21 protein-coding genes are annotated in these 13,973 nt (G+C 39.0%); 1 reads left to right on the forward strand and 20 read right to left on the reverse strand.

The window, feature by feature from the left end; translation table 11 throughout:
* The 9 genes from L7D49_RS14545 to L7D49_RS14585 are packed head-to-tail and all read right to left on the reverse strand — an operon-like array spanning position 1 to position 6,126.
* Complete coding sequence (locus tag L7D49_RS14545; RefSeq protein ID WP_238082079.1) at positions 1–450, reverse strand: phage tail tube protein; 450 nt, start codon at positions 448–450, stop codon at positions 1–3.
* Positions 451–463: 13 nt separating this feature from the next.
* On the reverse strand, positions 464–1,531 hold the full coding sequence (locus tag L7D49_RS14550) for a phage tail sheath C-terminal domain-containing protein (RefSeq protein WP_238082081.1): 1,068 nt from the start codon (positions 1,529–1,531) through the stop codon (positions 464–466).
* Positions 1,528–2,073 carry a phage tail terminator family protein gene (locus L7D49_RS14555; protein WP_238082083.1) on the reverse strand — a complete coding sequence of 182 codons (546 nt, stop codon included), beginning with the start codon at positions 2,071–2,073 and terminating at the stop codon, positions 1,528–1,530. The genes L7D49_RS14550 and L7D49_RS14555 overlap by 4 nt, the downstream gene beginning before the upstream one ends.
* Positions 2,070–2,507 (reverse strand): HK97 gp10 family phage protein, encoded by a 438-nt coding sequence (locus L7D49_RS14560; RefSeq protein WP_238082085.1) that lies wholly within the window; start codon positions 2,505–2,507, stop codon positions 2,070–2,072. The genes L7D49_RS14555 and L7D49_RS14560 overlap by 4 nt, the downstream gene beginning before the upstream one ends.
* Positions 2,504–2,842 (reverse strand): phage head closure protein, encoded by a 339-nt coding sequence (locus tag L7D49_RS14565; RefSeq protein WP_238082086.1) that lies wholly within the window; start codon positions 2,840–2,842, stop codon positions 2,504–2,506. The genes L7D49_RS14560 and L7D49_RS14565 overlap by 4 nt, the downstream gene beginning before the upstream one ends.
* Positions 2,814–3,083 carry a head-tail connector protein gene (locus L7D49_RS14570; protein WP_238082089.1) on the reverse strand — a complete coding sequence of 90 codons (270 nt, stop codon included), beginning with the start codon at positions 3,081–3,083 and terminating at the stop codon, positions 2,814–2,816. Before L7D49_RS14570 ends, L7D49_RS14565 begins: the two co-directional genes overlap by 29 nt.
* Position 3,084: 1 nt before the next feature.
* On the reverse strand, positions 3,085–4,434 hold the full coding sequence (locus L7D49_RS14575; RefSeq protein WP_238082091.1) for a phage major capsid protein: 1,350 nt from the start codon (positions 4,432–4,434) through the stop codon (positions 3,085–3,087).
* Positions 4,431–5,006 carry an HK97 family phage prohead protease gene (locus tag L7D49_RS14580; protein ID WP_238082093.1) on the reverse strand — a complete coding sequence of 192 codons (576 nt, stop codon included), beginning with the start codon at positions 5,004–5,006 and terminating at the stop codon, positions 4,431–4,433. Before L7D49_RS14580 ends, L7D49_RS14575 begins: the two co-directional genes overlap by 4 nt.
* The gene (locus L7D49_RS14585; RefSeq protein ID WP_418895895.1) at positions 4,975–6,126 is read right to left on the reverse strand and encodes a phage portal protein; all 1,152 of its coding nucleotides are present in this window, start codon (positions 6,124–6,126) and stop codon (positions 4,975–4,977) included. Before L7D49_RS14585 ends, L7D49_RS14580 begins: the two co-directional genes overlap by 32 nt.
* A gap of 126 nt (positions 6,127–6,252) precedes the next feature.
* Here L7D49_RS14585 and L7D49_RS14590 point away from each other — a divergent pair, with 126 nt between their 5' ends.
* Positions 6,253–6,642 (forward strand): hypothetical protein, encoded by a 390-nt coding sequence (locus L7D49_RS14590; protein ID WP_238082097.1) that lies wholly within the window; start codon positions 6,253–6,255, stop codon positions 6,640–6,642.
* 29 nt (positions 6,643–6,671) lie between these two features.
* Here the strand turns inward: L7D49_RS14590 and L7D49_RS14595 are convergent, their stop codons facing one another.
* The 11 genes from L7D49_RS14595 to L7D49_RS14645 all read right to left on the reverse strand — a co-directional run bounded on the left by L7D49_RS14595 (position 6,672) and on the right by L7D49_RS14645 (position 13,939).
* Entirely contained in the window at positions 6,672–8,306 is a 1,635-nt protein-coding gene (locus L7D49_RS14595) for a terminase large subunit (RefSeq protein ID WP_238082787.1), read from the reverse strand.
* A gap of 155 nt (positions 8,307–8,461) precedes the next feature.
* Complete coding sequence (locus L7D49_RS14600; RefSeq protein WP_238082099.1) at positions 8,462–9,034, reverse strand: hypothetical protein; 573 nt, start codon at positions 9,032–9,034, stop codon at positions 8,462–8,464.
* A 43-nt stretch (positions 9,035–9,077) separates the two neighbouring features.
* Entirely contained in the window at positions 9,078–9,512 is a 435-nt protein-coding gene (locus L7D49_RS14605; protein ID WP_238082789.1) for a P27 family phage terminase small subunit, read from the reverse strand.
* Positions 9,513–9,618: 106 nt separating this feature from the next.
* Positions 9,619–9,984, reverse strand: coding sequence for an HNH endonuclease (locus tag L7D49_RS14610; RefSeq protein ID WP_238082101.1), 366 nt, complete (start codon positions 9,982–9,984; stop codon positions 9,619–9,621).
* On the reverse strand, positions 9,981–10,313 hold the full coding sequence (locus L7D49_RS14615; RefSeq protein ID WP_238082103.1) for a hypothetical protein: 333 nt from the start codon (positions 10,311–10,313) through the stop codon (positions 9,981–9,983). The genes L7D49_RS14610 and L7D49_RS14615 overlap by 4 nt, the downstream gene beginning before the upstream one ends.
* A 192-nt stretch (positions 10,314–10,505) precedes the next feature.
* On the reverse strand, positions 10,506–10,985 hold the full coding sequence (locus L7D49_RS14620) for a hypothetical protein (RefSeq protein WP_238082105.1): 480 nt from the start codon (positions 10,983–10,985) through the stop codon (positions 10,506–10,508).
* A gap of 172 nt (positions 10,986–11,157) precedes the next feature.
* Positions 11,158–11,967: a hypothetical protein gene (locus tag L7D49_RS14625; RefSeq protein WP_238082107.1), complete on the reverse strand. Its 810-nt coding sequence runs from the start codon at positions 11,965–11,967 to the stop codon at positions 11,158–11,160.
* 236 nt (positions 11,968–12,203) lie between these two features.
* Positions 12,204–12,746: a site-specific integrase gene (locus tag L7D49_RS14630; protein WP_238082109.1), complete on the reverse strand. Its 543-nt coding sequence runs from the start codon at positions 12,744–12,746 to the stop codon at positions 12,204–12,206.
* Positions 12,743–13,186 carry an ArpU family phage packaging/lysis transcriptional regulator gene (locus L7D49_RS14635; RefSeq protein ID WP_238082111.1) on the reverse strand — a complete coding sequence of 148 codons (444 nt, stop codon included), beginning with the start codon at positions 13,184–13,186 and terminating at the stop codon, positions 12,743–12,745. Before L7D49_RS14635 ends, L7D49_RS14630 begins: the two co-directional genes overlap by 4 nt.
* 195 nt (positions 13,187–13,381) lie before the next feature.
* The gene (locus tag L7D49_RS14640; protein WP_238082113.1) at positions 13,382–13,648 is read right to left on the reverse strand and encodes a hypothetical protein; all 267 of its coding nucleotides are present in this window, start codon (positions 13,646–13,648) and stop codon (positions 13,382–13,384) included.
* An 87-nt stretch (positions 13,649–13,735) separates the two neighbouring features.
* Positions 13,736–13,939: a hypothetical protein gene (locus L7D49_RS14645; RefSeq protein WP_238082115.1), complete on the reverse strand. Its 204-nt coding sequence runs from the start codon at positions 13,937–13,939 to the stop codon at positions 13,736–13,738.
* Positions 13,940–13,973: the final 34 nt, after the last annotated feature.

Genomic DNA, 13,973 nt, shown 5'->3' on the forward strand with positions numbered 1-13,973 from the left:
TTATGCAGCTGGAGCTGCAGCCTCGATTTGTTCAATAATGTCGCATTCACTAAAGTTAAATGGTAATTCCTCTGTCATAAGAGTTTTTTGTTCAAATGACATAGGAGAGAATTCATTAAACGTTACTCCTTCAAATGATGCGCGTTCAGTACCATATGAATCTGGATCATCTAGCTTTGTTACAATCTTTATGTCGGGGACTATTCCTGTTTTAGTAATATCCGCCATCAATTTAGCACCACGCGAATATACTTTTTTCACTTCAATAGTTCCCTCACCTTTCCAACCAATGAGTTTTTTATGCGTTGCCAAATCCTCTGCCATGTTTACATCTTCATAATCAAAGGTAATTTTGGACTCAAACTTATTGATGTCGAACCATTTTTCATTATTGACCCAAACGGAACCAAACGTACCGTTGACTTGTTTATTACTACGAATTTTCGCCATAGGGCTACCTCCCTTAAATTGCGATATCGAATGAAAGGTCTTCCATCGCATCGACAATTTTAATTTTTGCGGCAAGGAATACATTCCGTTTGAATGACATTTTCCTTACCTTATCGTCATCCCACTCTGAGGTATCAGTACCAATACCTTTCCAAGCGAGCCGTTGAGCAGCTACGTTAATGAGAGATTTGTTATCAAACGATGGATCAAGAATTTCATTTCCTGCAAGGTCTTTGAAATACGAATTTACCGATGTAATAAATAGCACTTGATTGTCGTAAATATTGTTCGCTTTTCCGACATAGTGCTTATTAAATGTTTCGCGAATATCGTCTTTGATTAAATCCATCACCTCAACAATACGGATAGACTTAAAATCTTCCGTCTTTTTCATGGTAGTGGTTGTAAGACTATTCACTCCACGGCCAATTTTGATGTTCTCCCCATCATTGATGAGAATGAGCTCACCGTTGTCAACGGCAGCATCAGGATCTTCAATTTCGTTAATGGAATCAATTTCAGGAAACTCATAATAGGTGAATGAACGGGTAAAAGGTAAACCCGCAACAGCTCCAGCAATTCGAGCTGTGTATTCGGCCGTCGTATATTCCTTATCCCCAACTTTAATTCCCTCAGTGGTAAAATTTATAATTCCTTCATGGTCGCCTTTGACGTTTGGCAAAACTGCCTTAAACGTCTTTTTTTCGTTGTCACGCTTTGTTTTTATCCACGTTACAATGACATCCTTTGCAACTCCCCCTATTTGAGGGATTGCCAGGTAGTTGAACCGTTTGTTATTTAATCGCTTTAATGCAACGTTATAGTCCTCAGCTAAAGTTGGTAGCCGCTCAACAATAACCTTGCTCGGTGTTCCTCTGAATGTTTTCTCGATGTAATCATAGTTTTCAGGGGACCAATCTGCCAAATCTACTTCTTCAATACTTTTATATACAACTGTATCCTCGGTTAGCAGATCGTCCTTTAGAATGAGAGTAACGATTCCAAGCTGACTACGCTTGATGGCCGTGACTGCACGCCCGAAAAATTCAATGTTAATCTGAGGTAAACCCAAAATGCTCACTCCTTTGCTTTTTCAATCTCTAAATGCTCCATCTTTTCAATCGGCACCGGTTTCATATCCCCGTCGAGAATCGGATTTCCTATCTCATCCACTGGAACCTCAACAGGTGTTCCATTGCCTTCGGTCAGATTTCCGTCCCCATCTACCTCTGCTATGACAACGCCATACTTCCTATCCCGCGCATCGTAGAATGCAAGGTCAAACGAAGCATTTAACACGCCGTCCACTAGATCGGTTCTTACCTCATCCACATTAAAGTGACGGTCTTTGACTATTAGCTTAAGGTCAAAAAGTTCTTCCAGTGTTTCCTGCATTTCCATTACTTCAATAGAATATTTTGATCGATCTGACGGAAAGTAATAGATATAGACTGTCAACGATTTATGGACTTCATGCTGATCAGCCGAACGAACACTATTATCGAAGTGAACAAAAAAAGAAGGCCGTTTAAAGCCTTCTTGCACATCCCTGCTATTGATTTCAATTCCGGTTTTCGTAAGCTGGGCGTTTATTGCAAGCCGAACATCCTTATACGTAATCATAGCCCCGCCTCTTCCAGCATTCGATCAAGCTCCTTGGAAATGATTTTTTCAAAGTCGCCGCTTGACTCAAAATTCTTAGCACCTGTATCCATTACTTTTTTGCCCGGGGTGAAACCGACTTCGATCTCCACTCCAGCTGTTTTAATTACTTGCCGATGCCCGTGTTCAATTAAGTGGGCATGCGGCGCGCTATTGATGACGCGGACTACCCACTTGCCTTCGCCATCTTTAAAGACTTTTCCACGCTTGAACCGCTTATAATAAGTACCTGTTTTGGATTTAACTTTCGCACGGGCGACACGCTTGATGTGGGTGTTAGCCCGGTTTCCAACTTTCCGCATCATTTTGATGGTTTCTCTCGGCAACTTTACCTGAGCAATCTCCAGTAAGTCCTTTTGAAAATCTGACAAACCTTCAAATTCTAAACCACTCATTCAAGCACCTCCTGGCAGAAGATTTCAAGCGTTTCATTTTTGAAATAAGGATTGAGAATATACTTAATCTCAAACCGATGATTTCTAAATTGAATTTGCATATCTTTTGTAATATCCTTGCCTGCCGAATAACGAACAATGATCTTATGAGTAACATTCGTCAAGATTGTTTCCGCTTGTTGTCTTTGCAATGAACCGGTTTGAGGGACAATTTCAGCAGACAAAGTTTTAATCTTGGTGAATTCATATGACGTTTCGTTGAGTTCATTTAGCACCTTCGTATTGCCATAAACATCAATTTTATGTTTAAGTCGATTCGTTTGCCGTTTCGCCATCTGAATAAACCTCCTGAACAAAGAAAGGTGTCATTGCGTCAAGTGCTTCACTTAATTCTTTTTCCGAGACGCGATATTCATAATAGATACCAGCAACCATAATCACTAGATACTCAGTCTGTTTTCCTGTAGCAGCTTGAACGTATTTTTTCGCCTGCTCCAGATAAAAAGGGAACATGGAATCATCCATGTCCTCTTCAGAATGGATATGTTTTTTTAATTTATCAATGAGCGTATCCATATCACGGTCCTACTGGTCCAGCTGCTCCAATTTCATAACGATAAACAGCAGGCTCGAAAGGTGAATAAACAAGCTTCCCGTCAAGTAGGTTGTAAATTTGGAATCCGATCCGGTTTGTGTCGGCATATTTTTCAAGTAGCTTCTGCAACTGCAGCGCACCAATTACGTCTTGGATTTTAAATGCCTTGAAATCACCGAAGTACAAAACAGGTACATCTGGATCAGCACCGTCTGCAGCATCCGTCCAGTCAACTGGATAACCAACTAAGGTGTGACCGATACCACCTTCTGCCTGTGTAAATGGACGAAGCAATGGGAAGCCGTCCGCTGTTTTCATTTTTTCAATGGCCGTTAGAGCTGCACGATTGATAATGAAGCGACCTTTTTTCATGATCTCTGTTACTGGTGTGTTTTTCAATTCGATCAATGCATCGTATAGCTTTTGTCCAGCATCTGCAGCAGTTAAATTAACAACAATTGAAGGAGTAAACGCCACAGCTTTTTTTGCCAAAGCCCCTGGGTTCTCATTACCTACATCGTCACCATTAAACATGTAATTAATTTCTTTTCGGACATATGCCTTTTTCAATTCTTCGATGACAACATCTTCAACATTTACGCCTGTCATATTTATTAGCTTCTTGGTGACTGTTGCCAATGCATCGAATTCGGCTGGGTCCAAGTAAATCTCATCGAATTCAATATCTGTTTCAGGAATTGGATTGTTTTTCGCACGTTCCTTCTTGTTTACATTGGCAGTCGCCTTTTTCACCAAGACTGGATACTTTACATTGCCTTTTGTTCTAACCGTCGTACCATACTTGCGTAGCAAATTTTCTTCTTCTGCATATGTGATGATTTCTGATGCGACAACATCAGGAATAACGACTCCGCCGTTCCCTGCTTCAATTCCTAGCGAACGGGCTTCGGATTCGGAAATACGGCCAACAACAAAATTTGCAAAGGCTTGGCGAATTTCCTTCTCTTTGTTTTTTGTGGACTTATGCCCGCGTGTTGAGAGTCCTTTGCCAATTGCAGTTAGAATGCCATCACGCTGTTCAGGTGTAATGCCTTTCTCACGTTTATTTTCGTCCTGATCCTCTTCTGGGTCATCCTCTGCATCCCCATTTTCAGGATCGGTCGAATCTTTATCATTATTATCTGGATCTTCTTCAGGGAGGTTTTCAAGTGCATCCGCAATTTCTTGCGCCTCTTCTGAAAGTTCATCAACTTCTGATTGGACTGCTTCAAGATCTTCCTCTCGAACTTCATTATTTTTCAACTTGCTTCGAAGTTCTTCCAATCGTTTTTTGTTACGTTTTTGCATAGCCAAGAGCAATTTTCTATTCATTTGAGCACCTCATTAATTTTATTTAATATTTTAATCCGTCTTTCAACGGACTTATCAATTTCCTTACTGCGGACCAATGCGGCTTCAGTATCTTCATAAGCAGGTAGGGTGACTACACTAATTTCATATAGCTCAATTTCATTCAGTGTCCGAAGTGCAGGCTCCACCGTGTAGTCCCATGATTCTTTCCCTTCATCGACGTAAAAGCCGAAAGAGCATTGATTAATATCACCGCGTTCCATACTTTCGGCAAGATCGCGACCAAGTGTAGTGTTAGGTAATTCAAGCTCGAATTTTAGCCCTCGATCATCCTCTGAAAGTTTCAGGGTACCTGCTTTTGTCCTTCCAAGTACGCTATCCCAGTTGTGGTTAAATAAAGCGCGAATATCGCTTTCACCTGAAATAGTTTTTGTGAATGCTCCTGGAGCAATAATTTCATCGAACCAATTTCCGATGGATGTACGCGTATTGAACACAGCTGCATACCCACTTATTTTCAATGGTTCATTATCTTTAGCTCTTGTTTGAATGTTGGTGATGTCAACCGTCCGTGTTTCCTTCTTCCTTGTCATTTTCATCACCACCTTTCAAGGAATCGTCAGTTGCTTTTTTCTCTCCGATCTTGGATAAATCATTAGAAATATAAATGGCCTGTGATTCCGGTGTATTTTGTCTTTCAAATCCAAGCATGTCAGCAACATTATCAGGTGAAGTGATACCTGTTCGGACTATGTTGTACCCAATATTCGTTTTTGTGCTATATGGAACAAAATCCAGAATGTTAATTTTGAACTTGATTCTCTTGTTCGATTTTTGGCCGAAAAAAAGAAGACTCAAATGGTCTTCGTAGTTTTTCATTATTGGCCGGACTGCTTTGTTGTGAAGATACATCATGGCTTTTTCTATATTTTCTCGAAGCATTGTTTGATATGTATCCACATTAATGCCGAGAAACTTGCCTAAGTCCTTTTTGTAGACATTTAGGTAGCCAAGTATCTTTTCATCCTCTACCGGGCTTTTCATTGTGTCAATTGCATAGCCCTTACCCAACGGAATCATTTTGATTGATCTTGAATCGTCTATTTCCTCTAGCTGATTAAGGATAGCTTTTATTAATTTTGATTGCGCGCCATTTTGAGGATTTATGTGAGCATCCAGCTTCAACAGGAAGGCGAGTAAACCGCCTTTCGTGTATTTATTGGTCAATACCTTCTCCGCGCTCATAACGCCTTCTAACGTCCTTTTACCGAGTTGCATTAACCCGACACCTTTCAAATGGTTCGTCCCTATGTTTTTAATGTGCCGGATCATCTTATTTGGAATCTCAACATTTCCAACCCTAAAATGTTCTTTTAGCTGTTTGTCCAATTCTGTTTGTACACCTGCTGGTAAGTGTAGCTGCTTTTCATTCAAGAATGGAAAGACCTCGCCATTTAAAAGATACGTGTTTGTCATGAGCTTAATAAATTCTGATTGAGTTAAATAGCTGTTTGGATTTTTTAATATCTGCAATGCTGGATCGTTACGTATTTCATTACCGTCACCATCTTCGACAACGATATCAGCCAACATTAATTGATTGGAAATGTCCTGCAGTAATTCATACACATCGGATGACTCTAAAATATTTTCATCACCCACAAATATTGATGAAAAACGAACTGAACCACCAACGCTTTCTCCTTTGCTCATGCGTTTTTCCAGTTGCCGGTAAACAAAATTAGAAAACCTATCTCTCCACGTCAAAATCTATCACCGCCTTTCTAATTATCTTCCTTCTGCTAGTCTGCTATAATTACCAGGAAGGAGGTGGAACTAATGGATGATTTAAATAATTTTTCAGTTCACAAGGAAAACATAACTACTTTCGTGAGGCATTCAATATCAAATTGCCAAAGAATGTACAACATGTTATCTGATGAATTAGATCGTAAAGAAATTAATGAACATGCACTTTACGGTTATCATTCGATGGCATTTTCATCATTCATGACTATGAAGGCATACTACCTACAGAACGATATACTCTCTCACTGGGAGTTTGATATGTACATCGCGAAATTCGAACAGTTCAGTAGAGAATTCATTAGCAGTCGAGAAACAAATCACAGCATGCAATGGACATTCGGTTATTATCACGAATTAATAAAAGCGTTCAATAATTTAGCTGGATTGTTGGAAATAAACGAAATTAAAGTTCCAGAATGATTTAAGGAGCAAAATTGCTCCTTTTTTTGTTACCTATAAATATCTGCAATCAATTCGTCCATGCCGTCTTCGTCCAGGTCTTCCATCAACATCATAGTTTCTTTATGAGCAACTAAAAAAGCCACAAATCCATCAATTTTCTTTTTGGACTGTCGCTTGGAAGGTGCTTTCATGCCGTTGAGATTTGTAACCACAACCACGTTAAGAGCACAGTATACGAATAAAGGATTGTCTGTAATGATACGGCCTTCATATATTAATAGCTCGGCATCATCCAATGGCGCATTCATGACATTAGGATATTGGTTAACCGCTATACATTCGATACCAAGATTTTCAACCTTCTCAATTAACTTTTGAGACATGGCCGGGTCGTAATTCACTTGTTGAACATCGTATAAATCCATGCATTCAACAATGTATTCAAGTACCTGGTCCTGGTCAATCATCTTACCATCACAAAATTGGACAAATCCTTTTTGGGCTAAATCAGTGTAAGGAACATTATCCTCTTTTTCTCTAGTTTCAATGTTTTCAGTAGGAATGAAGTACATTTGCTTTACTTTTAAAATCGATTTACCTTCATCATTGAATGTCGGAAAATTTAAGTTCACACACGTTAAGTCGGTAGTTTTCGATAAATCCAAGCCGATATAGCACGTCTCACCTTCCAAATTCCCTAAATCATCGACTAAGATATGCTCCACCTGATCTTGCTCAAAAAAGTTTTCTGCACCATTAACAAATACGTTCAAGTGCTTCGATAAAAACTCTGCTTTCTTATGAGCTGAACGAGCTGCCGAAATAAACTCTATTTCAAGTCCCGATATTGTTACTGAAATTCCGATGTTCGGATTGACCATTTCCCAAACCTTTCTGTCGGTCCAGTCATATCCCTTGTTCGGCTCGTAGATCATGACAAAACTTGAATCGTTATCGTCATTCTTCAATACTTCTTTGGCTTCTCGGTAGACACGCATTCCAACGGAGGACGAACCTTTTCCGGCAGTCGAGATATTAAACATTAACGGTTCATCACGCGAGATTTGAGCCGATTTAAAGTTATCGTATTGATCCATATTTTCTTGTGCATGAAGCTCGTCATTCAAAACAAAGTGTGGATTTGAACCCTCAATCGATTGAATATTTTTCGACATTACAATGAACTGATTTTGGTACGCTAATTCATCGTGAATATAATCATACACAACACTTGAAATAGAGCCTTTCGGACCTTTATAAATCGTGGCACTTTCGGTCAAAGCATCATGGTTTAGGATTGTCGATGCAAATGGTTTAGCTGCGTATTGAGCCTGGTTAAAATCAGATGCACAACAATAGCAATCCGCACCAAGTACGCCCTCTCCAAACATTGCATATCCAAGCGCTCCGACAGCTACAAGCGTTTTCCCGTTTTTTTTCGGGACTTGTATGTAACTCTCCCGAATGACACGGACAATGTCACCATTTTCATTTTCATGCACCCATCCATAGATGTTAGAAAAGGCAAACCGCTGCCAGTCTTCCAGGATAAGAGGTTGTCCAGCTAAATTTCCTTTAACATGCCGGATAAAAGTTTGAACCCAGTCCATCATTTCGTTTGCCCGGTCAACATCAAACCAAATATCTTTTCTCTTTTTCCATTTATAATATCGATCGACCATTAATTTAATGGTAGTCGGATATTTTTTAGGGTTTTTCCTTACTTTCTTAGCAAAGATGTCTGCGTAATTTATGCCCCGTTCAATCGTAGTCACATAATCCCCACCTCCAAACATAATAAAAAGTCACATCAGTTAGATGTGACCTATAATAAAAGTTATTTTTCTATGATTAATTCAAACTTGTTTTCATTTACAGTTTCATCTATTCCAGCAACAAAATCATTTAGTTTTCTTTGCACTTCAAGACTTTCATGAGGAGTTTTGATACCCACTGAATCGATAAACTCGTCAAATTTTTCTTCAATCTTATTAGGATTGACTTTATCGCTGCTTAGAAAACCTTTTTCGTGCTTGTCGCCCGGAAGACCCCGTATCATCTGTTGTTCTGGCTTACTTGTAAAATAGTAATACACTATTTTACCCCATTCATTTACTCCGCCTATAACCACCAGAACTACTCTCGGTTGATTTCTCATGGCATTAATTAATTTCTTTCTCAGATCAATGGAAGCATTTAATAAATTATAGGGCTCTTCCTTATACGTAGCTATTCCAAAAATTTGATCTGCCATGTCTCTATCCCCAGTGACAGCGATAAATTGTTTATCACTTATTTTTCGGGACTTTTGATAATCAGTTTCCAGTGTTTCTCCGTCCCTACCAGTAACTTTGCCGTCTGAAACAACAGTAATATAGCTATTTGTGGCAATAACTGATACAAAACTCAATGCAACCACTCCTCTAATCCATTTTAATAGATTATACCAGCGATCAAGCTTGTCGCCACTTTTTACGATGTGCATCCAATTGGCTTACTTTCGATTCCGGCTTTTTCATTTCTTCATCGGTTCGGACAGAAGAACCACCTGTAATCTGGTTACCAGCCTTACCTTTGTTCGTCAAACCAAGTAAATCGAGAGCCTTAGTTTTTTTATCGGACCAAGTTTCGACCTGCTGGGCAAGTGGATGCTTTGAGTTGTTTGTAGCTCCTGCCTTATTCGTATGGCGTTGAGTGGACGGGAATCCTTTGTCTTTCCATTCTATGAACATGGTTTGATAAATTTCGAATATATCAAGGTAGCTCTCAATCAATGGATCTAAGGTGAGTGTGTAAATATCCGCGTCACGCATAATTTTTAGAATCCTATTTTTTTCAGCTTCGGTTTTTTCTACAACCAGTTGGCGCCGTTGCTTTTTCGTCGAAATTTTGCACACCCCCCTTTGTTTTTTAAAAAATATTGTCCATCGAAAGAAATGCCTGCCCTAACCGGTCTGGCGTCAAACACAAAAAAATAGAAAAAGGTAGGGGGGCCTATTTAAAATACCCCGCAAACACTTTTTCTTGATTCTCAGAGTTTTCTTCAATACTATGGCAAACCGGACACAATAAACGTAGGTTGCTCGGCTCTAACTTCAGTAGTGGGTTCTTCTTTATCGGTACGATGTGATGGACCTGTGCCTGTCTGCCGTAGACAAACCTTCCGCATCGTTGACAGCATCCCTTCGCTTTCTCATAGATGTATCGCCTCATGCTCTTCCAGTCATTCGAGTTGTAGAACGACTTGTTACTGTTATGGTAGATGTTCTTTAATACCCGTGGCGATTTCCGGGTATGGTCCTCACAGTATCGGCCACGTTCTATCTTGTTAGAGCATCCATTAAAATCACAATATTTCATTCTGCATCAGTCGCCATCTTCTCTACAATATACTTACGAATCGTCTCGGCCTTCTTCATGTTACCTGGTACATCGATGCCACTATGTTCAGCGAATGCAAGCAACTGGTCTGAGTTCATCTTATCCAGTTCTGTTTCTGTTTCGATGACTTGGTCGTTTACAACGGTATAGTCTTTGTCGCCAGCAAGATCGACACCTATAATCATTGATTGAGGATTCTCTGTAACATTGAAGTCGGGTTCAACACCTGTCGGGACAAACAGGGTTCGCATTTTCTTAGTGTCCCAGTATTCAGTACCTCCTGCAGTCTTGCGTGTTTCAACAATCATTGATTTTCACTCCTTATAAAAATAGTTAAAGACAACGCGAGGAATTGAACCTCAATAGAGTTTCCACTTGGAATTTGTGCCAGTACGATTAAAAGGCGTCTGTTGTTTCCACCAAGTACTTGTTTTCTCTTTGCAAGCCTGCCGTTGTCGAAATATAAAAAGACACCCACATTAATGGGCGTCCCTAAGTGCTTATAACTCTATGTCTTGACTGTTTAAATTACTATTCTGTATTTGTTTATTCAACTGTTTGAAGAAACCATCCATGCCTATGGAAAAGTTATTACCCAAAAGAACAATCTGTTTATCGTCATAATTAATTACAGCTACACGTAAATCCTTTTCTTTCTTCTTGTTGCCTAGCCCTGACATACCACCTATGATTCCGCCCAACGGACCTATGAGTAATGTCCCCACTGCAGCGCGACCTATCACACTCTTACTTTTTTCGGTGATTTCTTTTTCTGTTGCTACTCCTACATCGGTCACTTTGTTTAAATTCAAATTTACCTTCGACTTCTTTTTATTTTCTATGCTTGCGAAAGTTAGTTTATGCTCCTCAATTTCCCAAGTAACGTTAAGTCTTTCTTGAACTTTAAAGTTTTCTAAACCCTCAATGTGATCTGCAACAAAAGTTAACCGTTTACCTTTGTCTTTAAATAATCCAAACATCTTCATCCCCTCCAATTGCTAATTGTAACCAATCCAAGAGGAAAAGAAAACCACCCACATATCCTTGTATTGTGGTTTACTAGAATTCTCTTCACATTAATAGAATAACACTACTTTAACCAAATGCTCTGCCGATATCCTGCCAGAAGTCTGCCATAAATAAGTACTTACCTTAAGATTTTAGCGCCTCCACAGTTTCTGAAACGAATCTTTTAACTGATTGAATTTTACTTTGCTGTTCAAGAAGATATATCTTTTCGTCTAATATGAGTTCAATGGCTAGTTTAACGTTTGGGAATAATGTTAAACATTCCTCTTCTGATAATTCATGAATGCCCTTACTCAAGATACCGTAAATACTTCTTGTTTCAACTAATATTGCCGGTAACAAGTGTCTTAATAAATTTATTTTCTCATCCATCCTTGATTGTTGATAAACACTATCATCCCAAGTACCTTCTTTTAAAGCTTCTTGTCTTTTTTCTTCAATTAGATTCTCGAATATTCTCCTTAAGTAAACGAATGATCCAGCGCCTACACCGTGCGAAAATAAGCCAATAGACTTTGAAAAGTCACGATAATCACCTTTTAGTGCTTTTCTATATTTTTGGATCTCCGCTAAATCTATAGACGCTGAGGATGGGTATTGTCCGATTTTTATTACTTCCTTTTGACTTACCTTGAAATTGAAAGAATAGATATGATTTACGTCTCTTTGGCACTTAAACGCAACTTGTAATGGTACAGGATATGAATAAATTTCACTATAATCAATCAAATATCTGTTTTGATGGTATTCCGACGTATTCCCTTGATTTCTACTGTAAAATCGAAATGTTGAATCCTTTCCGCACTCAATACAATGACTATCAAACTGTACAGCTCTATTCATATACAGAATATCTAAAATCTCCGTCTCGTTACTTTCATCGATGCTCAAAGGATTATATAACGACAGTTCAAGCAAAAGTTTCTCTATCATTTTTCCCTACCCCTTTATTATATTGTATTACCCTTATCCTATAAACTGGGTAACTCACTAAAACGCCCAACCTATTGATACTATTGAGTTGTGTCACTATTGCTATTTTGAGTTACACATTCGTCTATTATGGTTATCTCATAGATTCAATAGAATTGGAAGAGGTTGTTAATGATAATCCATCAGCCAATGAATTAATGGCAATAAAAAAGTCCATCCAACGGTAATTGGACGGACTAAATCTTGAAATCCTTCATTGCTCTATCCATGGAATCTTGATTGATACCGATGTATCGCATGGTTATCTTTTCTTCACTATGATTAAATATTTCTTGAAGCAACGCAACGTCTTTATATTTCATATAGAAATGATATCCAAACGTTTTTCTCAATGTGTGTGTACCTATACCATCAAGCCCTACATGGTCGGCAGCCCCTCTTAATATCTTATAGGCCATACTCCGACCAATGGGCTTGTTCAGACCTTCCCGGCTCTTGAATAGGTACTCATCATCCTCCTTACCTTCGATATACCTTTTGAGTTCACGCTTAAGTCCAGGTGTCATTTGAATTCGTTTCTGCTTTCTAGTTTTTTTCTCGCGAATGTCGAAGTATGATTTTTTTGCATCTCTCACACGTAATGGAAGAATGTCTGAAATCCGCAATCCACTATTGATGCCTGTAACGAATAACATGTAGTCACGATCACTTTGTGTAAGCAAATACTTTTTCATTTCGGCTATCTGGTCAGGGTCCCGGATCGGATGAACGAAATTCATAAAGCAACACCATCCTTGTAAACTTCTATTCTCAATGCAAAGGCCAACTTATAAAAAACACGGGACTTAATACGATAATATTGTCTCTCTGACATATTCAATTTAGTGTATACTTCATAATCAAATAGCTCTTCCTCATTCAGATAACGTGTAATAACAATTGAACGCTCCTGGTAATTTAATCTATTTACTGCACGAATAATCCATTGTAGATATTTTTCTCGTTCTATTTCATATGTGACATTATCAATTGCAGCTTTCTCGACTGCCGAGCTGGCAGAACCTTTGCTACCTGGCATCAAAGAGTAATTGGCTGTAACAGATGGCAACTTATCCAAGCATAATTGGAGAGAATACATTCGGTACTTCTCTAGTACACCTTCAACAGCTTGTTTCGTAGCTTCACGGTCTATTTCTTGTAGGGCAAATTGCAATTGCATCTTATTCACTCCTATCTTCTTCTGATAGCTCCACCGACTCTTTTAAATGTGTCCCGTTTGGTTCCCATCAATTCCTCCCATTCTCTAATGGATAGGGTTTCGTAGGGCTTCTTACGCTTTATGTTTGTATTATTGCTAGACTGCGCAAAACCTTTTTCCTTCAGTTCTGTATGCAATGTCCTCATTTTTCTCACCTCACCGAATAATTTTCCGTACTAAATGTGGTCGACGATCTATCACCTGATGTGATAATTTTCTACGCGTGAAATCACGTTTATGACGCTGTCGAACATTGGTCTTTTTCTCTTCTTCGAGTTGGTACCACTTCACAGCATTCGCTTTTAGCCACTGCCAATTTTCTTGAATCCATTTGCAAAACCTTCTAAAAGCTTCTCTAAAAGCTCTAATAACCTTCCGGGTTATCGCGTTAATTGCATCACGTGTTTCGTGACTGAATTCCATCGTTTATTCCTCCTTTTGAAATTAAAAAGGACACCAAACAACAGCATTAAGCTGTCATTCAGTGCCCTCGGTTTTTCCGACTAAGCGTTAATTTCGTTTTATTGTTATTTTGTAAGCTGGATTCCCTACTTTGTAATTTTGACATGGGAGTTCTAAGATGCCATATGGAGGAAGGGGAATGGCTTGAACCTTACCATCGTCCACTATGTAGATCACTTTGCTGTCGGTTGCGTCAATTTCGGCTTTCATAGTTTTCTTATTCACCGGAATATCTTTTGTCTCTATGTTCATTCGGACCCCTCCTGTGATATAATTCATTTGAGAT

The organism is Sporosarcina cyprini, assembly GCF_022048975.1.
In the GTDB taxonomy this organism is placed as follows: Bacteria; Bacillota; Bacilli; order Bacillales_A; family Planococcaceae; genus Sporosarcina; species Sporosarcina cyprini.